This is a genomic window from Streptomyces sp. NPDC048415, from assembly GCF_040651675.1.
Classification (GTDB): domain Bacteria; phylum Actinomycetota; class Actinomycetes; order Streptomycetales; family Streptomycetaceae; genus Streptomyces.
Genome location: NZ_JBEZKJ010000001.1, coordinates 40,512 through 64,339, shown reverse-complemented (window position 1 = coordinate 64,339; position 23,828 = coordinate 40,512). Strand labels below are relative to the sequence as shown.

Sequence of the window (23,828 nt, the reverse complement as noted above, 5' to 3'; positions counted from 1 at the left end):
ATGCGCTACCGCTTCGCGCTGCCGAGACGCACGGCCGGTGCTCTCGCAGTCTGCGTCACCTTCGCCGGCCTGCTGACGACGCCGGCGCTCGCGGCACCCCCGGCGCACGACGGCACCACCCCGGTGACCGCGTCCCGGAGGGCGACGGCACCCCCGCCGCCGACCGGCTCGACCCTCGGTGTCGCCGACCGTCCCGCCGTGCAGGGCCGACCGCTCACCGCACCCCAACTGCCTCCCTTGGCGCCGACGCCCTCCCCGGCCCGTCCGAGCGCGGGAACCGGCAGGCAAGCCACACCGAAGGCGACCTCCTGCAGTCCGGCCGACTTCGCCGGCAGGACCGGACCCGCACTCGTCGCGTTCGTCGAAGCCTCGACCACGGCCTGCGTCAACACGCTGTTCGCTGTCACCGGTACCGACGCCCGCGACATCTTCCGCCAGTCCCAGATGGTCACCATGGCGAAGGCCTTCACGCGGGAGGCGCAACGCTATCGAGGCGACAACTCCTCCCAGGTGTGGCAGCTCGTCCTGTTCCTGCGTGCCGGCTACTACGTGCAGTCCAACAACCCGGCCGATGTCGGCCCCTACGGCGCGACCTTGGCCGGGGCCACCACACGCGGCCTGGACGCCTTCTTCGCGAACCGGCACTCCAGGGATGTCACCGCGGCGAACGGCGACGTGCTGGGAGAGGTCGTCATCCTCACGGACAGCGCCGACCAGCAGGCCCGCTATCTGAATGTCTACCGGCGGGTGCTCAACGGATACGACAGCTCGTACGACGGCATCGACAGCATGGTCGCGGCCGTCAACGACGTCTACACCCCGCTGTGGCGCGGCAATTGGAACACGGACTACGTCAACGCGGTCATCGCCGACCCGGGCGTCGTGCGGACCCTCCACACCTTCGCGCTCAAGCACGTGGAGCTGCTCGGGACCGACCGCGCCTTCCTGGACTCCAACGCCGGGATGAACCTCGCCCGCTACGTCGAACACCCGGAGTTGCAGACGACGGTCCGGCCCCTGGCCAAGGACCTGTTGAACGCGTCGGAGATCACCGGTCCCACGGCTGGACTGTGGATCGCGGTGGCGACGCAGGCCGACTACTACGACCGCCCCAACTGCTCGTACTACGACGTCTGCGATCTGACCGGCCGGCTGACCAGGGCGGCCCTGCCGATCACCCACACCTGCGACGCGACCCACACCATCCGGGCCCAGGCGCTCACGTCCACCGAGCTCGACGCCGTATGCGCCAACCTGCTGGGCCAGGACCCGTACTTCGACAACCTCGTCAAGGACGACGGCCCCATACCCGGTCAGTACGTGTCGACCCTCCAACTCGTCGTCTTCGCCAGCCGCGCGGACTACCAGACCTATGCCGGGGCGATCTTCGGGGTCAGCACGAACAACGGCGGCATCACCCTGACGGGAGACCCGTCCGACCCCGCCAACCAACCGCTGGCGCTCATGTACCAGAAGAACGCCGATGACGGCTTCACGGCCCGGATCTGGAACCTCAACCACGAGTACACGCACTTCCTCGACGCCCGCTACGACATGAAGGGCGACTTCACCCAGGAGACGTCGGTGCCGGACGTCTGGTGGATCGAGGGCCTGGCCGAATACGTCTCCTACGGCTACCGAGGGATCACCGATGAGCAGGCGGTCGCGGAGGCGGGCCGGCACACCTACCGCCTGAGCACGCTGTTCCAGAACACCTACGCCAACAGCGACGTGACCCGCACCTACCCGTGGGGCTACCTCGCGGTCCGCTATATGTTCGAGAAGCACCCGGCGGACATCCAGCGCATGCTCGCCCGTTTCCGCGTCGGCGACTACGCGGGCGGATACGCCGTCTACGACTCCGACATCGCCACCCGCTACGACGCCGATTTCGACGAGTGGCTCACGGCCTGCGCGGCCGACGCCTGCTCCACACCCGGCCGAGCGGGACTCCGCGCGGCGTTGGCGCAGGCCTGGAAGCCGTAGCCGGTGCACCGCCGCCCAAGAGGGCGGCCCGCGGCACCCGGCCGATTCGCCCGGCCGGGTCCGCTGCGGCTTCCGGAACCTCCGCGCCGCTTTGGACGCCCCGCCTGCGGCGCCGGCTCCCGCGCCACCGCCCTTGCGAGGGTCCGCAGGCTCGTCGAGTCCGCCCAGCAGCGGTGGCGGGCCGTGAACGCAGCGCACCTTGTCGCCCTCATCCGGGCAGGCGCCCGATTCCAGCGTGGACACCTCTCGAACACCCTGAGGCGATCGCGGCGCGAACACCGTGGATCCGCGCCCGGAAACACCGGCCGACGGCTCCGCACCAGCTGAGGCCGCGCGTGGACCGCCTCCGGGCCACTGGTAGGTGGACACCGGATCACATGAACAGACATGAGAGTCCACCGAGTTGGCCGCATTGTCAGTTCCGTCTGCCATGATCCGGCCCGTGCTCTACGACGCCCTGGCGGCCGAATCCCGTAGAAACGGGTGGTCGGTGCGGGTGTGGGTGCGGAGCGGGACCGGCTCGTACGGCTGACCCTTCGGCCACCGTGCCGGCGAGCCGTGGAACGGATGCCGTCCAGACATGCGCGGACGTACGTCTGGTTTGCGTTGATGGTGCGTCAGTTTCTCCAATTCCCCATGGAATACCCGGGGTTACACCGGCGGGACCGAAAAGACTTGCTATCGTGCTACTCGTTGGTAGTAACTGCATGGGGGGTCACGAGGAGCCGGCGTACACATCGCTGCCGCTCCTTGGGCGGGTTGGTCGAGACGGACGGTCTGGCAAGGGGGCCAGGCGGGCCGCGACTTCACCGCGTACGCGTCACGCGGCCTTCGCATTCCAGTTCCTCGCCCATTTACCCGAACAGGTGAGACTCGTCATATGGCTCGTTCCCTGGTCGATTTGCTGACCGTGCATGCCTCGCAACAGCCCGACCGGACCGCCTACCGCTATCTCGTCACAGGCGACTGTGACGAAGGGATCCAGGACATCTCGTACGGGCGTCTGGCCGGCCGGTCCCGGGCCGTCGCCGCCTGGCTGCAGGAGCGCGGCCTGGCCGGTTCCCGCGCCATGCTGCTGTATCCGCCCGGCCTCGAGTTCATCTGCGGCTACCTGGGCTGCCTCTCGGCAGGCGTCGTAGCCGTGCCGGGGGTGCCTCCGCAGGGCAGGTCGCAGAACCACCGCGCCCTGATCCGGATGAAGCGCCTGATCGCCGACGCGGACGTGAAGGTGATCCTGGGCGGCCGTGAGGTGATCGCCGCCCTGGGCGCCATGGCGGAACACCTGCCCGAACTCGCCGACATCACCTGCGTCGCGACCGAGGACATACCCGACGACGCGGCCCACTCCTGGCGCCAACCCGACCTCACCGCCGACTCGGTCGCCTTCCTCCAGTACACCTCCGGATCCACCTCCGCCCCGCGCGGCGTGATGGTGACCCACGGGAACCTGCTCGACAACGAACGGGTGATCACGGAGCGGATGGGCCACACGCCGGACACCATCGCGGAGCACGACCACGAACTGTTCGTCAGCTGGCTGCCCGTGTACCACGACATGGGCCTCATCGGCCCCGTCCTGAACACGGTCTACCTCGGCGTGACCGCCACGCTCTTCTCGCCGCTGCACTTCCTGCAGCAGCCCCGGCGCTGGCTGACCGCCATCAGTCGCTACCGCCCGCACACCAGCGGCGGTCCCAACTTCGCGTACGAACTGTGCCTGAAACACGCCACACCCGACCTCCTCGACGGCCTCGACCTGAGCTCGTGGAAGGTCGCCTTCAACGGCGCGGAACCGGTGCGGGCCGCCACCCTGCGGCGGTTCACCGAGACGTTCGGGGCGGCCGGCTTCCGCCGCGAGGCCCTGTACCCGTGCTACGGCCTGGCCGAGGCCACCCTGATGGTCACCGGCAGCTCGGTCCAGGCCCCGCCCACCCTGGTCGAGGCCGCCGAGGCAGGGCCGCACGCCGGCGCGGCGGACGCGGCGACGGTCGGCTCCGGGCGGCCCGGCCCCGGCACAACGGTGGTGATCGCCGATCCCGAGCGGCAGGAGGAGCTGCCCGAGGGTGAGGTCGGGGAGATCTGGGTCGGCGGGGCGAGCGTCGCCAAGGGCTACTGGCGCAACGCCCTCGCCACCCGCGAGACCTTCCGGGCCACGCTGAAAGACCGTGAGGGCCGCTTCCTGCGCACCGGCGACCTCGGATTCCTGCGCGACGGCGAACTGTTCGTCACCGGCCGCCTCAAGGACCTGATGGTCATCGACGGACGCAACCACTACCCGCAGGACCTGGAGCTGTCCGCCGAGATGTCCCACTGGGCGCTGCGGCCCGGCTGCACCGCCGCGTTCTCCGTGGACACCGGAGTGGAGGGCGAGCAGCCCGTCGTCGTCGCCGAGACCGCCTCGGAGGCGACGGGCGAGTCCGAGAAGATCATCGACCTGATCCGCAGCGCGATCGGCGAGGCCCACGGTCTGTCGATGCGCGACGTCGTGCTGGTCCACCCCGGCACCATCCCCAAGACGTCCAGCGGGAAGATCCAGCGCCGCGCCTGCCGGGACGCCTATCTCACGGGCACCCTCTCGACGGTCGGCGGGCCCGCCACGAGATGACGTCGCAGGCCGTCGGCGCGAGCCCGCGTCGGCGGCCCGACGGTCCTTCCAGGCCGTGCGCCGGTTTCCTCGGTCGTACGGCATCCGAATGCGCCCTCCGACGGCCGTAACACCCGTACACCGCACACTCCAGTCGCGCCAGTGGCACCGGTCATTTCGGCCGCCGTGCAGAAACCGCCTGAGCCCCGAGTTCACGAGGACACCTGCCCAGATGCCTGCGAACGAGCCCGAGAAACTGTTCACCGAGTTGCCCGTCACGACCGCCGCGGGCGTGCGAGGCTGGCTGACGTCGGCCGTCGCCGAGGCGGCCGGGCTCGACCCGCTGACCGTCGACCCGGACCGCCCGATCGCCGAATTCGGTCTAGGATCACGCCAGTTGGTGGCTCTGGCCGCGGGCCTCTCCGAGCGGATCGGCCGGTCCCTGGAGCCGTCCCTCGTCTTCGACCACCCCACGATCGCGGCGCTCGCCGAGGCGGTCTTCGACGAAAGGCCCGCCGCGGCGATGGCGGCGGACCCGGCGCCGGCGGACGCACCCGTACGGGCGGACGACGACATCGCGATCATCTCCATGGCCTGCCGCTTCCCCGGCGACGCGGACGACCCCGAGGCGCTGTGGCGGCTGCTGGCCGCGGGCGAGGACGCCATCACCGAAGTGCCCGCGGGCCGTTGGGACACCCAGGGGCTCTACGACCCCGACCCGGAGGCCACCGGCAAGGCGTACACCCTGCGCGGCGGCTTCCTGGACGGCATCGACCGCTTCGACGCGCACTTCTTCGGGATCTCACCGCGCGAGGCCGCGGCCATGGACCCCCAGCAGCGCCTGCTGCTCCAGACCACCTGGGAGACGATCGAGCGGGCCGGCATCGTCCCCGAGACGCTGAACGGGAGCTCCACGGGCGTCTACATCGGCCTGTACGACAGCGGATACCTGGCGTCGGCCGCGCTGGGCCAACTCGACGGGCACGTCGGTACCGGCTCGGCCTCCAGCGTGGCCTCCGGGCGCATCGCCTACACCCTCGGCCTACAGGGCCCGGCCGTCACCGTCGACACCGCCTGCTCCTCCTCCCTCGTCGCCCTGCACCTGGCGGCGCGGGCGCTGGCGAGCGGGGAGTGCGACCTGGCGCTGGCGGGCGGCGCGACGCTCCTGGTGACGCCGCGCGGACACGTCGAGTTCAGCAGGCTGCGCGGGTTGTCGCCCTCGGGGCGGTGCAGCCCCTTCTCGGCCGACGCGGACGGTGTGGTGTGGGCCGAGGGCTGCGGGCTGGTGCTGCTCAAGCGGCTCGCGGACGCACGGCGGGACGGCGATCGGGTCCTCGCGGTCCTCAAGGGGTCCGCGATCAACCAGGACGGCCGCAGCCAGGGCCTGAGCGCCCCGAACGGCCCCGCACAGGAACGGGTGCTGCGCGCTGCCCTCGACGCCGCGGGACTTCGGCCGGACGACCTTGACTATGTCGAGGCCCACGGCACCGGTACGCGGCTCGGCGACCCGATCGAGGGGCGGGCGCTCGCCGCCGTCTTCGGGCCGGGGCGCCCGGCCGACCGGCCGCTCCGCATCGGCTCCCTCAAGTCCAATATCGGCCACACCCAGGCCGCGGCGGGCATCGGCGGCGTCATCAAGACAGTCCTCGCCCTCGGCCACGACCTGCTCCCGGCATCGCTGCACGCCGAGAGGCCGACCGAGCACGTCGGCTGGGCGGACGGCGGGCTGCGCGTGCACAGCGGTCCCCAGGCGTGGCCGCGCGCCGACGCCCGGGTGCGACGGGCCGGGGTGAGCGCGTTCGGAATCAGCGGCACGAACGCGCACGTGGTCTTGGAGGAGGCGCCGGAGGACCTGGCGGGTCGGACAGTCCATCTGAGGCCTGCCGAGCAGTTGCCCGGTGGGCGGCCGGGTGTCGGGCAGTCGACCGGTGGGCAGCCGCGTGTCGAGCCGGCGCCGGCGCAGCGGCTGACCGCCGCGTCGGCGCCTGCGCAGCGGCTGACCGCCGCGCCGACGCGCCCCCAGCGCTCGACCAGTGAGCTGTCGGCCGATGAGTCGGACGTGGCTGAGCAGTTGGTGGGTGAGCAGTCGCCTGTGGAGCCGAAACTCGCCGACCGGGCGCCCGGAGCGGTGCCCTTCGCAGTAGAGCCTCCCGCGGAGCAGGGCTTTGCCGACGAGGCGCCCGCAGTGGTGCCGCGCGCAGTGGAGCCTCCCGCGGAGCAGGGCTTTGCCGACGAGGCGCCCGCAGTGGAGCCCCCCGCAGAGCAGCGCCTTGCCGACCGGGCGCCCGGAGCGGTGCCCCTCGCAGTGGAGCCTCCTGCGGAGCAGCGCCTTGCCGACCGGGCGCCCGGAGCGGTGCCCCTCGCAGTGGAGCCCCCCGCGGAGCAGCGCCTTGCCGACCAGGCGCCCGCAGTGGAGCCCCTCGCAGTGGAGCCCCCCGCCGAGCAGCGCCTTGCCGACCAGGCGCCCGCAGCGGAGCCCCTCGTAGACCAGGCGCCCGCAGTGGAGCCCCCCGCTGATGAACCCCTCGCGCAACCGCCCGGGAAGATCCTCTTCCCGCTCTCCGCTCGCACCCTGCCCGCCCTCCGGGGGCAGGCCGGCCGTCTCCTGGAAGTGCTCGCGGCGCAGCCGCAGTCATCGCTCCCCGAAGTCGCCGCAACGCTGGCCCACCACCGCACCCACTTCGAGCACCGAGCCGTCGTCCAGGCGGGCGGCCGCGACGAACTGCTGACCGCGCTGAGCGGACTCGCCGAGGGACAGCCCGACAGCGACGCCGTCCTGGGCCCCCAACAGGCGCTCGCCGCAGGCAAGTTGGCCTTCGTGTTCCCCGGCCAGGGTGCCCAGTGGGCTGGAATGGCGAGCGACCTGCTCGACCGCTCGCCGGTGTTCGCGGACGAACTCGACCGCTGCGACGCCGCCCTGCGCCCGTTCACCACGTGGTCGGTGGCGAGCGTCCTGCGCGGTGACGCGGGCGCCCCGCCCCTGGACCGCGTGGACGTCGTCCAGCCGGTCCTCTTCGCCGTGATGGTGTCCCTGGCCGCGGTGTGGCGGGCCAGGGGCATACGGCCGGACGCCGTGATCGGGCACAGCCAGGGCGAGGTCGCCGCGGCCTGCGTCGCCGGGGCGCTCAGCCTCAATGACGCCGCCGCGGTGGTCGCCCTGCGCAGCCGGGCCCTGACCGAGCTGTCCGGCACCGGCACCATGGCCGTGGTCGCGCTGCCGCACACGGAGGTAGAGGCCCACCTCGCCGAACTCGGCGGCCGGGTGTCCGTCGCCGCCGTGAACAGCGGCCGGTCGACGGTGATCGCGGGTGACGTCGAGCCCCTGGAGGCACTGCTCACCGACCTCGACCGGCAGCAGGTGTTCACCCGCCGCCTCGACGTCGACTACGCCTCCCACAGCGCCCGGGTCGAGCCGGTCCGCGCGACGATCCTCGACGAGCTCGACGGCATCATCACCTACCCGACCACTGTCGCCTGGTACTCCACGGTCACGGGCGAGCCGGTCACCGAGGAGCTCGAAGCCGACTACTGGTACACGAACCTGCGCGAACCCGTCCGCTTCGGGCCCGCAGCGGAGCGCATGGCGGCCGACGGCTACCGGTACTTCGTCGAACTCAGCCCGCATCCCTCCCTGCTCACCGCCGTCCGCACCGTCGCCGAGGAGACGGGCCGCGACCTCGTCACCGTCGGATCGCTCGGCCGTGACGCGGACGGGCCCGACTGCCTGGACCGGGCCGCAGCCGAACTCCACGTCCACGGACGGCGGATCGACTGGCGCCGCCTGGTCCCCGACACCACACCGCTGGACCTGCCGACGTACGCCTGGGATCAGCAACGCCACTGGATCGATCCGGAGTCCGCCGCAGGTGTCCCCGCTCTGTTCGACCGCACCGCGCACCCGCTGCTCGGTGTCCAGTTGCAGTCGGCGGACGAGACCCGCTGGACCTTCCGCAACGAGTGGTCCCCGGCCACCGCCGACTGGTTGCCCGACCACGCCGTGTTCGGGCGGACCGTCGTCTCCGGCACGACCCTGATGGAACTGTGCCGCGCCGCGCTCGCCGTGGCCCGCCCGGACGATCCGGCTGACGTCACCGACCTGCTTCTCCTGTCGCCCCTGACCCTGCCCGAGTCGGGCACGGCCGAGGTGTCCGTGGAGGTGGCCACCGCGGGTCCCGTACCGGAGATCACCGTGCACAGCCGACCTCGCGGCCAGGGGGCCACGGGCTGGACCCTGCATGCCACCGCATCGGCGGACGCATCCGCTCCGGTGTCGGCCGGGCAGCCGCCCGTGTGGCCGGAGGCGGCCGATCCGGCCTGGAGCCCGGGAACGTACGAACGGCTCACCGCGCTCGGCCTCGGCTACGGCCCGGCCTTCCAGGGGGTACGGGCGGCCGTCGAGATCGGCGACGCCCACCTGCTGGCCCGGCTTTCGCTGCCGTCCGTGGCCCGCGACGCGGCCGACCCCTACCCGGTCCATCCGGCGCTGCTGGACGCCGCGCTGCACGTGGCCGCCGCGTTCGACGCGTCCGACGACCGGGTGCTGCTGCCGATCGCGGTGGGCCGCTGCGTCCTCCCGTCCGGCGGCGCGAGTGACCTCACGGCGTCCGTACGGCGGACGGGTGGCTCCGGCACGGACCTCACACTGGACGTCACGCTGTGGGACGCCGACGGTCTCCCCGCGGGACGCCTGGAGGGTGTGCGGCTGCGGGCGGCGGACCCGGCGGACCTCAACGCGGCCTCGGGCAACGCCAGGCACCTGTACGAGGTGGCGTGGACCGCCGTATCCGACAAGCCCGCCGATGCGCCGGGCACCGAGTGGGCTGTCGTCGGCGACCGGTCGGACCCGGAGGTCGCGGCAGCGCTGCGCGGCCTGGAGACGGCGGGGATCCAGCCGCGCGAGGCGGGCGCCGACATCCTCGTACGGTTCTGGCCGCGCCCGGCAGCGGATGCCGAACCGTCCGCGGCGGCACAGGAGTTGGTGGCCACGGCACTGGCCGAACTGCGGGCGCTGATCGCCCTCTCCCAGGACGAGGCGCCGACGCGGACCGTCTGGGTGACCCGCGGCGCGATCGCGGCCGGTGAGGGGGACACCGTGCCGGGCCTCGCCCAGTCGGTGCTGTGGGGCCTGGCCCGCAGCGCCCGCACGGAACATCCGGACCTCGGGCTGACCCTGCTCGACATCGAGGGCTCGGATCCCACGCATGCCCTGCCGACTGCCGTGGCATACATCGATGAGCCCGAACTCGCTTACCGCGGCGGTGCGTTGCTCGTACCACGACTGATCCGCGCCCGCACGCAGGACGTCCTGCGGATCCCGGCCGGGGACCACTACGAGCTGACCGGCCTCCCCACGGACCCCGCACTGCGGACGGCGGAATCCCGGGCGCTGGCCCCGGGGGAGGTGAGGATCCAGGTCCACGCGACCGCCGTCCCGGTCTCCCGTGACGCGGCGCCGTGCGCCGGTGTGCTCACCGAGATCGGGGCGGACGTCGATGATCTCGTCGCCGGACTGCGGGTCGTCGCCCTCGCCGACACCCCGCCCGGCTCCGAGGCCGTCGCCGACGCGCGGCTGGTCGCGGTCCTCCCGCACGACCTGCCGTTCACCACGGCGGCGGCTGTGCACCTCGCGCCCGGCGTCGTCAGCGAAGGCGCCGATCCCGACCAGCTCGGCGCGGCCCTTCGCGCGGCCGCCTGCGGACCGGCTCGTCCGTTGCGCCCCCAGGTGGTGCCCGTCACCGCCGCACGCGAGGCGATACGGCGGCGGATCGCGTCCGGTACCCCCATCGTCCTCGACCTGGTCGGCCGACCCACCCTGGTGCCCACCGACGGCACCGTGCTCATCACCGGTGGCCTGGGCGCGATCGGCCGCCATATCGGCCGCCTCCTCGCCGAACACGGCGTCCCACGGTTACTGCTGACGTCCCGTCAAGGAACCGACGACCCGCGCGCCGCGGAGGTCGTCGCGGAACTGACCGCGCTCGGCGCCGAGGTCGAGGTCGCGGCCTGCGACATCGCCGACGGGGACGCGGTGGCCGACGTACTCGGCCGTATCGGCGAGGAGATGCCGCTGCGCGGCGTCGTGCACTGCGCCGGCGTCCTGGCCGACTCGGTGGTCGCCGAGCTGACGCCCGAACGCCTCGCGCAGGTGCTGCGCCCCAAGGTCGACGGCGCAGCCCATCTGCACCGGCTCACCGCCGATGCCCCGCTCGACCTCTTCCTGCTGCTCTCCTCGGCCGCCGGCGTGGTCGGCAACGCGGGCCAGGGCAACTACGCCGCCGCCAATGTCTTTCTGGACCAACTGGCCCACCACCGACGGGCCCTGGGACTGCCCGGCGTCTCGATCTCCTTCGGCGCGTGGGCGGGCGAGGGTCTCGCCGCCGAACACGCGGACCTGGAGCGGATGGCCCGCCTCGGCCACCGCGCCCTCACCCCGGACCAGGGCCGCGACCTCCTCGAACTCTCCTTGCGGCGAGGCACACCGCACCAGGTCGCCTGGGCCCTGGACCTGCCCCGCCTGCGCGAGACCACGACAGCCGCGGGCGGCACGGCGACGGCGCTGTGGCGCTCGCTGCTGCCCGCGCCCCGTACCGGCCAGGACGGCGGCGACCGTCTGGCCGACCGCCTGGCCCGGCTGCCGGACGCCGAACGCGCCGAACGTGTACTGGCCTTGGTGCGCGAGGAGGCCTCCCGCGCCCTCGGCCTGCGCTCGGCGGAGTCCGTCCGCCCCGATCAGCCGCTGCGCGAACTCGGCATGGACTCGGTGACCGCGGTCGAACTCCGCAACCGCATCGGCACCCGCATCGGCGCCAAGCTGCCCGCCACTCTGCTGTTCGACCATCCCACCCCGGCCCGGCTCGCCGAGTACCTGCTGACCACCGCACTCGCGACGGGCGGCCGTACGACTCGGAGGGCCGCGCCCGAGACCCGGCCGGCGCGCACGAGCCGGTCGGCGTCCGACGAGCCGGTGGCCCTGGTGGCCATGGCATGCCGTCTGCCGGGCGGCGTCAGCGATCCGGACGGCCTGTGGCACCTGGTCGCCGAGGGCCGCGACGCGGTGGGCCCGTTCCCCGCGGGCCGCTGGGACGTCGAGTCGCTGTACGACCCCGACCCCGACGCCCTGGGCAAGTCGTACGCCAGGGAAGGCGGCTTCCTGGACGACATCGAGTCCTTCGACGCGGGCTTCTTCGGCATCACTCCTAAGGAAGCGGCGGCCATGGACCCACAGCAGCGCCTGCTGCTGGAGACGGCGTGGGAGGCGCTGGAACGCGCCGGGATCGTGCCCGCCGAGCTGGCGGGGAGCACCACCGGGGTGTACGTCGGCATGTTCGGCAGCGACTACCTCGCGGGCTCCCGGCTCGACCAACTGGACGGCTACGTCGGTACGGGGTCCGCGCTGAGCGTGGCCTCGGGCCGGCTCGCGTACGCGCTCGGGCTGCACGGCCCGGCGCTGACGGTGGACACGGCGTGCTCGTCGTCGCTGGTGGCGCTGCACCTGGCCGCGCAGGCGCTGCGCTCCGGCGAGTGCGACCTCGCGCTCGCCGGCGGGGTGACGCTGATGGTGACGCCGGGGACCTTCGTGGAGTTCAGCCGGCTGCGGGGCCTGTCTCCGACCGGCCGCTGCCGCTCCTTCTCCGACGACGCCGACGGCGCCATCTGGGCCGAGGGCGCGGGCATGGTCGTACTGAAACGGCTGAGTGACGCGCGGCGGGACGGCGACGAGGTACTGGCCGTGCTGCGCGGCACGGCCGTCAACCAGGACGGCCGCAGCCAGGGACTGTCCGCGCCGAACGGTCCGGCCCAGGAGCAGGTGATCCGGCGGGCGCTGGAGCAGTCCGGGCTGGAACCCGCCGACATCGACTACGTCGAGGCGCACGGAACGGGCACTACGCTGGGCGACCCGATCGAGGCGAACGCCCTCGCGGAGGTCTTCGGCGACACGCGCCCCCAGCACCGGCCCCTCTACCTCGGCTCCCTCAAGTCCAACATCGGGCATGCGCAAGCGGCTTCGGGAGTGGCCGGCCTGATCAAGGTGGTGCAGTCGCTGCGCCACCAGACCCTGCCGCGCACCCTGCACGCCGGCACGCCCAGCCGCCACGTCGAATGGGACGACAGCGGGCTGCGTCTGCTGCACAAGGAGGTCGCCTGGCCGTCCTCGGGCGAGCGCGTACGGCGTGCCGGCGTGAGTGCCTTCGGGATCAGCGGAACCAACGCCCATGTCATCGTCGAGGAGGCGCCACCACTCCAGGCGGAGCCGACGCCCGAAGTCGCCCCCGGCAAACGGCTGTTCGTGCTGTCCGGGCGCAACGAGGCCGCCCTGCGCGGACAGGCCGCGCGGCTGGCCCGGCAGCTGACCGACGGCGCCGCCCTCCCGGATGTCGCCCACACCCTCGCACGACATCGCAGCCACTTCGAACGGCGCGCGGCGATCGTGGCGGGTGACCGGGACGAACTGCTGCCACGGCTCGACGCGTTGGCATCCGGACGGGCGCCGCTGGCGCCGCACCGCGAGGAGCACGCGGGCAAGGTGGCCTTCGTCTTCGCCGGACACGGCGGGCAATGGCCCGGCATGGGCGTGGAGTTGATGTCCGAGTCACAGGCGTTCCGGGACGAACTGACCCGCATCGACCGGGCAGTTCACCGTCACGTCGGCTGGTCGGTTCTCAACGCGCTGCGGGCACCGGAGGAGTTCTCCCCACTCGACCGGACCGAGTTCCTGCAGCCGGCACTGTTCGCCGTCAACGCGGCGCTGGCCGCCGCCTGGCGGGCGCTCGGCGTCCGTCCGCACGCCGTGGTCGGACACAGCCTGGGCGAGATCGCCGCCGCGTACAGCGCGGGCGCCCTCACCCTGGACGACGCCGTGAGGGTGGTGACCGGACGCGCCCAGGCGGTCGTACCGCTGGTCGGACAGGGCGGCATGCTGGCCGTGGAGCTGCCGCGCACGGAGGTCGACAAGCTGCTCGCGCCCTACACGGGCCGGCTGTTCGTCGCGGCGGTCAACAGCGCGCGCTCCACGGCCGTTTCCGGCGACGCCGACGCGCTGGCCGAGCTGCGCCGGCACCTCGACGAGCAGCGCGTCCCCGTACGTCGGCTGTCCACGCCGTTCGCCTCACACACCCCCTTGATGGATCCGCTGCGCGAAGAACTGCTCGACCGGTTCTCGGGCATCCGGGGCGCACAGACGGCCATCCCGCTGTACTCGGCGGTGTCGGCCGAACCTGTTTCAGGAGACCTGCTGGACGCCGACTACTGGTGTGCGAACCTCCGTGAACCCGTCCGTTTCGCGGACACGATCCGACGGATGCTGGACGACGGCTACCGCTACTTCATAGAGCTGAGCCCGCATCCCTCGCTCACCGCGTCGGTCGAGGCGGTGGCCGCCGAGGCCGGCATCGACGCGGTCGGCGTCGGCTCGCTGCGCCGGCAGCAGGACATACGCGATGTACTGCTGCACAGGCTGGGAAATTTGTACGAGGCCGGGCACGCGCCCGACTGGCCGGTGCTGTTCCCGCGGGGCCGCCAGGTCGGCCTGCCCACGTACGCTTTCGCTCGCGAACGGCACTGGCTCGCGCCCGCCCCGGCCACCGCGACAGGCGGTTCGCCGCTCCTCGGCACGCATGTCGAGGCCGCCGACGAGCCCGACCGGCACATCTTCCAGACCGACATCGCCCTGCGCGACAGCCGCTTCGCCTATCTGACCGACCACCGGGTCACCGGCGAGGTGTGGCTGCCGGGCGCCGTCTTCCTCGACATGGCCCTGGAGGCCGCGTCCGCACTGCAGGACGGCGGCGAAGTGCGCCTGGCCGACGTCAGGTTCACGCGACCGCTGCGTCTGGAGGAGGACCGGCCGGTACGGCTGCAACTGGCCCTGCGGCCCGCCCAGGACGGCTTCCGTGACTTCACCATCGCCTCGACAGTCTCCGGTGCACGCGGTACGCCGTGGGAGCGGCACGTCACCGGACGCGTCGCCGTCAGCGCCGCCGAACCCGCGTCCGACGCGGGGGAGTCGCCCGCCGCACTGCGCGAGCGGTGCGACGAAGAGGTCGATCTGTCGGGCGTCTACGCCCAGCTCGCCGCCCTCGGCATCGACTACGGCCCCGCCTTCCGAGGCCTGGACCAGGGGCACCGCACGGACTCCGCGGCGCTCGGCCGACTGGCCCAGCGGCCCGCCGCCGGCCATCTCCTGCACCCCGCGGTCCTCGACGCCGCCTTCCACACGGCCGCCCTGCCGGGCAACGCGCCGGAAGGCCGGGCGTTCGTGCCCGCCGGGTTCGGACGGCTGCGGTTCACCGGGCTGCGCACCACGCCCGTGTGGGCGACCTGCCGACTGCGTGCCCTGGACGGCGACACCGCGACGCTGGATCTGCGGCTCTGGGACGAGGACGAACAACTGGTCCTGGAGGCGGAGGAGTTCGAGCTCGCCGCACTCTCACCACTGGACGGCGCCCTCTTCGAGACCCGCTGGCAACCGCGCCCGGCCGCACAGGAGCCGCCGACCGAGGGCAGTTGGCTGATCCTGGCCGACGACACGGGCGTAGGAGCCGAACTCGGCGAACGGCTGGGCTCCTCGGTGCCGCATGTGATCGCCCGCAGGGGCGCGGAGTTCGCTGAAGAGGGCCCCGGCCACTACGTCCTCGATCCGGCCGACCCGCGGCAGTTGACCCGTCTGCTCGACGAGGCCTTCCCGGACGGGCCGCCCGAGCGGGTGGTCCAGCTGTCCGCGCTCGACGCTCCCGCGATCGAGGACGCCCCTACGGCCGAGTCGGCGGCCCGGCTGTGCTGCCTGAGCACCCTCCACCTGGTACGGACGCTCGCCGACCGTCCGCAGGGGCGGGCCCCCCGCCTCTTCGTCGTCGCCCGTGGCAGCCAGGCCGCCGGTGACAGCGCTCAGGTGACGCACCCTCAGCAGGCGCTCGCCTGGGGCTTCTCCCTAGCGGTGGCGCAGGAGTATCCCGAGCTGTCGACCACGCTCGTCGACCTGCCCGCCACAGGCGGGAGCGACGCCCTGTGGACACAGCTCCGGCACGCGGACGACGAACGGCTGGTAGCGCTGCGGGAGTCGGGCCGGCTCGTGCCGCGCCTGGCCCGCACCCGCCCGGACGTAGGTGATCCCCTCGAGATCACCCCGCACGGTGTCTACCTGATCACCGGCGGTCTGGGCGGCCTCGGCCGCGTCGTCGCCGAGCGGTTGGTCCACCGCGGTGCCCGCCGACTGGCCCTGATGAGCCGAGGCAGGCCCGACGCGGACACCGCGAGGTGGATCAACGGCCTCCAAGAGCGCGGCGTCACCGTGCACCTCGCCCGCGCCGACGTCGCCGACCGTGACGGCCTGACGGCCGCGCTGGACGCCGTACGACGGGACGTCGGTCCGATCGCCGCAGTCGTCCACGCGGCCGGTGTGCTCGATGACGCCATGGTGGCGAACCTGACGGACGAACGAGTCCTGCGCGTGCTCGCCCCCAAGGTCCTTGGCACCACCCTGCTCACCGAGTTGATCCCGGAAGCCGAGAGCCTGGTCCTCTTCGCCTCGGCGGCCGGCCTCCTCGGCTCGGCAGGGCAGAGCTCGTACGCGGCGGCGAACGCCTTCCTCGACGCCTGGGCGCATCATCTCTCCCGCGCCGACAGGCGGGCACTGAGCCTGGACTGGGGTGCCTGGACGGGCGTGGGCATGGTCGCCGAGAGCGGCACCCGGGCGGCCGAGACCAGCCGGTCCGGTCTGGTCGGGTTCTCCCCGCAGGACGGCGGCGAGCTGTTCGAGCGCGTGCTGTCCAGCTCCCGCCGCCAGCTCGCGCCCCTCGCCCTGGACTGGGAGATGCTGGCGCTCGACCCGGACGCGGCGCGGACCCGCCCGATCCTCGGCGATCTGGTCACCGTGCCGACCGGCCCCGCGGACTCCGACGATCTCGTCAAGAAGGTCTTCGCGGCGACGAATGACCACGATCGCGCCGCATGGCTCGAAGCGTATGTCCGGGCCAGGGCCGGCGAGGTCTCCGGAGGTGTCGTGGACGTGTCCGCGACCACCGCCCTGAAGGAGCTGGGCCTCGACTCCCTCATGCTGGTACGGCTGCGCAACGCCTTCGCCCGCGAGCTGGGCGCCGAACTGCCGACCGCCGAGGTGTTCTCGGCATCCGACGTCCGCAGCCTCGCACGGGCCCTGGGCGAGGTCCTGCCCGAGCGGGCGACGGTGGTGCGGGAGCAGCCGGGCGACATTCCGCAGGAGGTGCCGGAGAGCGAACTGCGGCCCGCGACCCGCGATGTCATACGGCTGTTGCGCAGTGCCCAGCCGGGTATGCCGGGCGCGGCGCACGGCGTCGGCCTCGCTGTGCGGCTCACCACGCCGACCACCCGTGAGACGCTCACCGGCATCGTCACCCGCCTCGCCGCCCGGCACGCCGCCCTGCGCACGGCGATCGTCAGCGGAACGGAAGGAGGATGGCAGCTTCGCGTGGACCGGGAGTTGAGCGAGCCGGTGCTGCGCTGGACGACGGTGGCCGACGAGGCCGAATTCGACGCGGCCGACCGGCTGCGGGAGCTTCTGGAACGGCCCTTCGAGCCGGCGAACCCGCCGATGTGGCGGTTCGAGCTGCTGGACGGCGGCAGGCGGGGCCAGATCCTGGTGTTCGGCGCGCACCACGCGGTCAGCGATCTGCAGTCGCTGCTGCTCGTGGCGCAGGAGATCGACGCCGAGCTGTCCGGCACCTCGCTCGGCGACACCGTCACCAACCGCGACATCGAGCTGCTGATCGAGGCGCAACAGACCGAGGACGCCCCCGGCGCCGACGCGGCCGAGTGGCGCGAGACCTTCCACGGCAGCGCGCGGCTCGACCTCACGCTCGCCCGGCCACGCCCTGCCGCGCGTTCGTACCGGGCCGGCAGTGTGACCGTGGCGATCCCCGACGGGCTCATGGAGCGGGTGTCGGCAGCCGCGAGCAGGCTCGCCGTCACGCCCGCCGCCTTCTGCCTCGGCACCCTGACCGTGCTGCTGGCTCGGAAGCGGCAGCGGGAGCGCTTCGTGCTCGCCGTGCCCGTGGACACACGCATCCACGCCGAGGCGTACGACGCGGTGGGCTTCTTCGGAGTGCCGGTGCCGTTCCCGGCCGAGGCCGCGGACGGGGAGCGGATCGAGGAGGTGCTGCGGCGCACCGACGGTCGCCTCGACCGGGTCCTCGCGAAGGGCGCCATGTTCTCGGACGTGCTGTCGACGCTGGCCCGACAGGGGCTGTACCGGGCGAACGCGCCGCTGGTGGAGGTGTACTTCAACTACGTACGTTCCTCCGCGGGCCGCCTCACCCACCTGGAGGTGCTGCCCGCCGGGACGGGCTACTCCGACCTCGACCTGATGATCACGATGACCCCGGACGCGGGCCGGATCAGGCTCGACCATAATCTCGACATCCTCGACTCGGCGACCTCCACCGAGCTGGGGGAGGAGTTCCTGCGGCTGCTCGCGGAGGCGGTGGAGGACCCGACGGCGGCGGTACGCATGGAGCGTACGGAGACTACGGCCGTGGAGGCCGCCCCGCGCCGCTCGCTCGCCCTGGCCGCCACCTTCGCCCTCGGCGATCTGCCGCAGCTGTGCGAGGCGGCACTCGACGAAGGGGCGCGGGACGGCGGCGCCCTGACGGTCGCCGAAGCGCCGTACCACCAGGTGCTCGCGAGCCTGCGGGACCCTTCCGGCGTCTTCGCCGACCCCTCCACAGCGCTGGGCGTGGTGCTGTTGCGGGCGGCGGATCTGGAACGCTTCGGCACGGTGGACGACGCGCTGCTCGCCGAACTGCGCACCGCGTACCCGGCCGCGCTCCGGGCCCTGTCCGAGCGGATCCGCCGGCCGCTGATCGTCGGTTTCCTGCCGTCGTCCAGCGCGGACGGCCGCTTCGCGCCATGGGAGCGTGACATCGCCGCCGAGCTGGCCGAGTCGCCCGGCATCGCCGTGCTCCGCCCCGACGACTGGACCCGGTTCCACGCCGTCGAGGAACGCTTCGACGAGCGGACCGAGCGGCTGGCCCACCTGCCCTTCACCCCGCACTTCCAGGCGGCGGTGGCACTACGGCTCGCCGACGTCGTACGAGCGGTGCGGCGCCCCGTGCCGAAGGTGATCGCGGTGGACGGCGACGAGACCCTGTGGGGCGGTGTGGCCGGGGAGATCGGCCCGGATGCGGTGGACCTGAGCGGCCCCCGTTCCCTGCTCGCGCGCCGACTGCTGCAGTGGCGTGCCGCGGGCGCGTTGCTGGCGCTGGTCAGCAACAACGACGAGGACACGGTCCGAGCCGTCCTGGACCGCCCGGACAGTCCGCTGAAGGCGGAGCACTTCAGTGTGCTCTCCGCCGCCTGGGGCCCCAAGTCCGGCCGGCTGGCCGAGGCGGCGCGCACGCTCAATCTCGGCTTGGACAGCTTTCTGTTCCTCGACGACAACCCGGTCGAGATCGCGGCAGTGCGGTCGGCGTTGCCGGAGGTGTTGTCGGTGACCTGCCCGCCCACGGCCCAACTCGACGAGTTCCTGGGCCGGTTGTGGCCGCTGGTCCCGGCGGCGGCGACGGCCGAGGACGCGCTGCGGGCACGGTTCTACGAGCAGGAGCGGGAGCGGGATGCCGTACGCGAACAGGCCGGTTTCGAGGAGTTCCTCGACCAGTTGGAGCTCGAGGTCGACATCCGGGCCCTGTCCGAGGCCGACGTCGAGCGGGCCGGCCAACTCGTCCGCCGCACGAACCAGTTCACTCTCCGCGCCCGCTCGGCCGACGGCGGCGACCTCGCCCGGTGGCGGGAGCGCGGCGAGGTGTGGACGGCCGCGGCGCGGGACCGATTCGGCGACTACGGCCAGATCGGCCTGCTCGCCATCCGTCCGGACGGCGAGCAACTCGACGTCCTCGCCTGGATGATGAGCTGCCGGGCGCTCGGCCGAGGTGTCGAGGAACGCCTGTTGCGGTGGCTGGCAGACCGCGCCGAACAACTCGGCTGCGCGAAGGTCCGGCTGACGGCGGAGCGCACGGCACGCAACGTACCGGCCCGTCGTCTGCTGGCGGCGCTCGGTGGCGGCGACCAGGACGACGAACGCTTGGAGTGCCTGGTCACGCCGGAACACCTGCGTGCTTTCCGGTCCTGGGAGCGGCGATGAGCGGCCGGCTTCGGCCTTGGAGGCAATGGCAGTGAGCGAGAGGACAGTGCACATCGTGGGGGGCTCTCATGCCTGAGATGAACGAGGACGTGTCCGTGTACGCCGGACAGCGAGCGGCCGCCGAAGCGATCGAGCGGGGTGGCGAAGGGCTCGACGTGGACGCGCTGCTGGCCAGGGTCAGGGGGACCGGCGCGCCGACACCGGCCGATGCGGGTGCAGGAGCCGGTGCCGGTTTCGCTGAGGAGTCTGTTCCGGGGGCCGCGCCGCCGGGTGCTGGTGGGGAGTCTGCTCCTGGTGCCCGCCCGGCCGGTACGGGTGCGGGGGCTGTGCCTGGTGCGCGACCGGCCAGTGCCGCTGAGGGGGCCGACCCGGCCAGTGCGGCTGAGGGGGCCGACCCGGCCAGTGCCGCTGAGGGTGCCGACCCGGCCGGTGCCGGTACGTACGCCCCTGCCGATACGTATCCGGGCGCCGACCCCGTCCCAGTCGTCCCGGACGTGGACGGCCTGGCCGACGCCATCGCCGCCACGGCGGGCCGCCATCTGCCCGAGGGGCACCTGGCGCCGGACGCCGACTTCTTCGACGCCGGGGGCACCTCTGTGGGCGCCGTGGAACTCGTCGCGGCGCTGGAGGACGAGCTCGGCATGCGGCTCGAGCTCGACGACGTGTTCGCCGACGCCCGGCCGCGCAGCCTCGCCCGGCGCTGGCTGTCGACCGCGCCGGCCACGGCCACCGTCCCGACCTCTGCCACCTCGGGGAGCCCGGCATCAGGCGCCCCGACGACCTCGGCGGCGTCCGGAGCCCTGGCGACCTCAGGACCGGTGGTATCAGTGGCCTCAGGACCGGTGGTATCAGGGGTCCCAGCGGCCTCGGCACGCGCGGTGTCTGGAGAGGCGGTGGCCTCGGGGCCGGTGACGGACCGGACGGTCTTGGCCCCGGCCATGTCGGGAACCTCCGTGACCTCGGCCGAGGCCCCGTCGGAAGCCCTTGAGTTCAGGGCGACTTCGGCCCCGACGAGCGCCGCGAGCGGCATTTCGCCGACTCCGGCCGTGCTGCCGCTCTCCGCGGCGGGCACCCGGCCGACCTCCGCTCCGAGCACGCTCCCTGTCCCGTCCCCGCGCACGCCGCCCGCGCTGACGGCCACCCCGGGGGCCGCCGAAGCCCCGTACTCCACCGCCCGTCGCGAGGACTTGAACCAGATACTCGCCGACCTCGCCCTCGCCGACCGCCTGCCATGGGCAGGCTCGCCCGAGCCACTGCGGCCCCGCCGGATCCTGCTGACCGGCGCCACCGGCTTCCTCGGCAGCCACATGCTCCTCGATCTGCTGCGGCACAGCGACGCCCACGTCTACTGCCTGGTGCGTGCCGCCGACGAAGAGGCGGCCACGGCGCGGCTCGGCGAGGCGCTGAAGGGCTACGAGCTGCCCTGGTCGTCGGAGATCCGCCGCCGGGTGACCGTGCTCCCCGGCGACATCCGGCGCCCGCGCCTCGGCCTGTCCGACGACCTGTGGAACACACTCACCCACGAGCTGGACAGCGTCGTCGGCGTGGCCGCGGCCGTGGACTTCCTGCGCGGCTACCAGTCACTGAGGCAGAGCAACGTCGTCGGCGCGCTGACCCTGGCCGAACTGGCGGCGACCGGCAGGCCGAAGCCGCTGCACCACATCTCCTCGATCGCGGTGTTCAACGAGGTCGGCATCGCCGCCATGGGCGAGGACGACCCGCTCGCCCACGCGGACCGCCTCATCGCGGGCTACGACCAGACGAAGTGGGCCGCGGAGGTCGCGCTGCGGCGGGCCCGCGACCACGGCCTGATCGTCACGGCGCTGCGCCCGGGCGGCATCGGGGGCCACACGAAGACCGGCGCCTACAACCCCCAGGACCTCAGCAGCGGTCTCATCTCGGCCTTCGGCCGCTTCCGCACTGTGCCCGCCTTCCGCTGTCTGAACGCCGCACCCGTCGACTGGGTGAGCCGGGTCGCGGTCGGCGTCATCTGCGAACCCGACGCCTGGGGCTACGACTACAACCTGACCGGCGTGCCCAACACCCTCGACGACGTCGTACGGGACATGGCGATGGGCGGCATGCACGTCCGCGTACAGGACTGGGACGAGTGGCGTACGGACGCCCTGGCCCGGCTGGAGGCCGACCCGATCCCCGAACTGGCCTTCCTGGCGAGGGTGTTGCAGAGCCCCACCGCCCTCAAGCTGTGCGAGGCCACGCTGAAGGGGCCCGCGGCCATCGCCGAGCGTACCGACGCGTTCGTCGAGGCGCTCGGCCTCAAACCCGCGGCCCGTTACGACGCCCAGGCGCAGCTGAGGACATTCGAGCGGCTCGCCGGCGACGGCCTCGCCCGGCTACCGCACAAGGACGACCAGCCGTACCTGTGGTTCTCCGAGACGACCGAGGGCGGCGTGGGCCCGGTCGGCGCCGACGCCGACACGCCCTGCTCGATGGCGCTCACCCTGTCCATCGCGAGCATGTACCAACTGGTGAAGGAGCGCCGGGTGGACGTCAGCGGCACGCTGGTGTGCACGGCGGTGCACCCCGAGCCACTGATCGTGGAGCGCGGCGACGTCTGGATCCGCCCCGAGGAGGGCATCCCGCAGCGGCACGGACTGCGGCACCAACTCCTGCGCTACCGGCTGTCGTTGCGGGCCGCCGACGGCGGGCGCTGGTGGCTGGAGGGCCACAAGTACGCCCGGGCCCGGCGCGACCTGTGGCGGCAGACCCGCGCGCTGAGCGTCGAGATCGGCCGCGAGGGCGAGCCGGCAAGCCTCGCCGGCGAGGTGGTCGTGCCCGCCGACAGCTACGTACGCGACCAGGTCGACGGCATCAAGGTCGACCCGCGCCTGACCAGCCAGGAGAAGCGCGCCGCCAAGATGACCTGGCTCGCCTGGTTCGGCGTGGAAATGGGCCGCGGTCTGCTCGGCCCCTTCGCGCGGGCCGCCGCGGACCTCCTCGACCTGCGCCGCACCAAGACCCCCTCGGAGCCCACCCGATGATCCTCAAGGCCACCAATTCCCGGACCAGGCCGGCCCTTCGCAAGGTCAGGAGCACCACGGCGCTGCGCCCGCTGCACCACCGCCTCGATCCGGCAGCCGTCGAGGAGATCCCCTTCCGGGCGGGCGACGGCGTACGCCTCGGCCTGACCCGCATCGACAGCGGTGAGACGGACCGCCCTGCCGTACTGCTTCTGCACGGGCACACCGCGTCCGCCGACATGTTCCTGCTGCCCGAGACCCGCAACCTGGTCGACGTCCTGCTCGACGACGGCTACGAGCCCTGGCTGCTCGACTGGCGGGGCAGCTGCCGACTGCCGTACAACGAGACCGGCCAGAAGTACACCTACGACGATGTCGCCGTCTACGACATCCCCGAAGCCGTCTCCCACATCCGGCAGCGCATCGGCGACCGGCCGCTGTTCGTGGTCGCGCACTGCATCGGCTCGCTCACCCTGTCGCTGAGCATGACGGCGGGGCTGGTGCCCGGGCTCGCGGGTGTGGTGTCGCAGGGCGTGTTCCTGACGCCGAAGCTCGCGGGCAGGACCTCGCTGCGGATGTCGGTGGCGGGGGAGTTGCTGAAATCCCGTATCGATCACGTGCCCGTCGACTTCCGCAAGGTGGGCTTCTGGTCGAAGTACACGCCGCTGTTCGCGCTCGCCTCGCGGAAGGCGAGCTGCCCGGATCCGACCTGCCAGATCCTGCACAACTCGGCATGGGGCACGGGCGCGTCGCTGTTCGTGCACGAGCACCTGACCGAGGCCACCCACGACCGGCTCGCGGAACTCCTCGGTCCCGCGCCGCTGTGGATCCTGCCGCATCTGCGCCGGATCGAGCTGGCCCGCACCGTGGTGCGCTGGCACGACGGCGACCACCGCTACCGGGCACTGCCGAACAACGCACTCGACGCGGCAGCCCGTATCGACACCCCTGTCCTGCTGCTCGCGGGCAGCGAGAACGGCCTGTGGCTGGACTCCCAGAAGCTCTGCCATCAGGTACTGGCCCGCCGTCAGCCGCAGTTGGACGTGGCATACACGGAGATCCCCGGCTACGGTCACCTCGACACGTTCCTCGGCCGGGGCGCCGCCCTGGACGTGTTCGGACACATCCTCGACTTCCTCGGCAAACGGCGGTGACGGCGTCCGGGACG

The 23,828-nt window shown here is 72.7% G+C and carries 5 protein-coding genes and 1 pseudogene; all 6 read left to right on the top strand.

Annotation, left to right across the window (positions count from 1 at the left end; genetic code table 11):
• The 6 genes and pseudogenes from AB0D27_RS00215 (at position 1) to AB0D27_RS00190 (ending at position 23,814) form a co-directional block, all read left to right on the top strand.
• A complete protein-coding gene (locus AB0D27_RS00215; RefSeq protein WP_362500676.1) occupies positions 1 to 1,986 on the top strand; it encodes a collagenase in 1,986 nt (661 codons plus the stop codon).
• A gap of 108 nt (positions 1,987 to 2,094) precedes the next feature.
• Positions 2,095 to 2,313, top strand: a pseudogene (locus AB0D27_RS00210) (hypothetical protein); the annotation flags it as partial.
• A gap of 553 nt (positions 2,314 to 2,866) precedes the next feature.
• Entirely contained in the window at positions 2,867 to 4,591 is a 1,725-nt protein-coding gene (locus AB0D27_RS00205) for a fatty acyl-AMP ligase (protein ID WP_362500674.1), read from the top strand.
• Positions 4,592 to 4,802: 211 nt separating this feature from the next.
• Positions 4,803 to 19,679, top strand: coding sequence for an SDR family NAD(P)-dependent oxidoreductase (locus AB0D27_RS00200; RefSeq protein WP_362500673.1), 14,877 nt, complete (start codon positions 4,803 to 4,805; stop codon positions 19,677 to 19,679).
• A gap of 68 nt (positions 19,680 to 19,747) precedes the next feature.
• Entirely contained in the window at positions 19,748 to 22,681 is a 2,934-nt protein-coding gene (locus AB0D27_RS00195; RefSeq protein WP_362500671.1) for a thioester reductase domain-containing protein, read from the top strand.
• Positions 22,678 to 23,814 (top strand): alpha/beta fold hydrolase, encoded by a 1,137-nt coding sequence (locus tag AB0D27_RS00190; RefSeq protein WP_362500669.1) that lies wholly within the window; start codon positions 22,678 to 22,680, stop codon positions 23,812 to 23,814. Before AB0D27_RS00195 ends, AB0D27_RS00190 begins: the two co-directional genes overlap by 4 nt.
• Positions 23,815 to 23,828 lie beyond the last annotated feature (14 nt).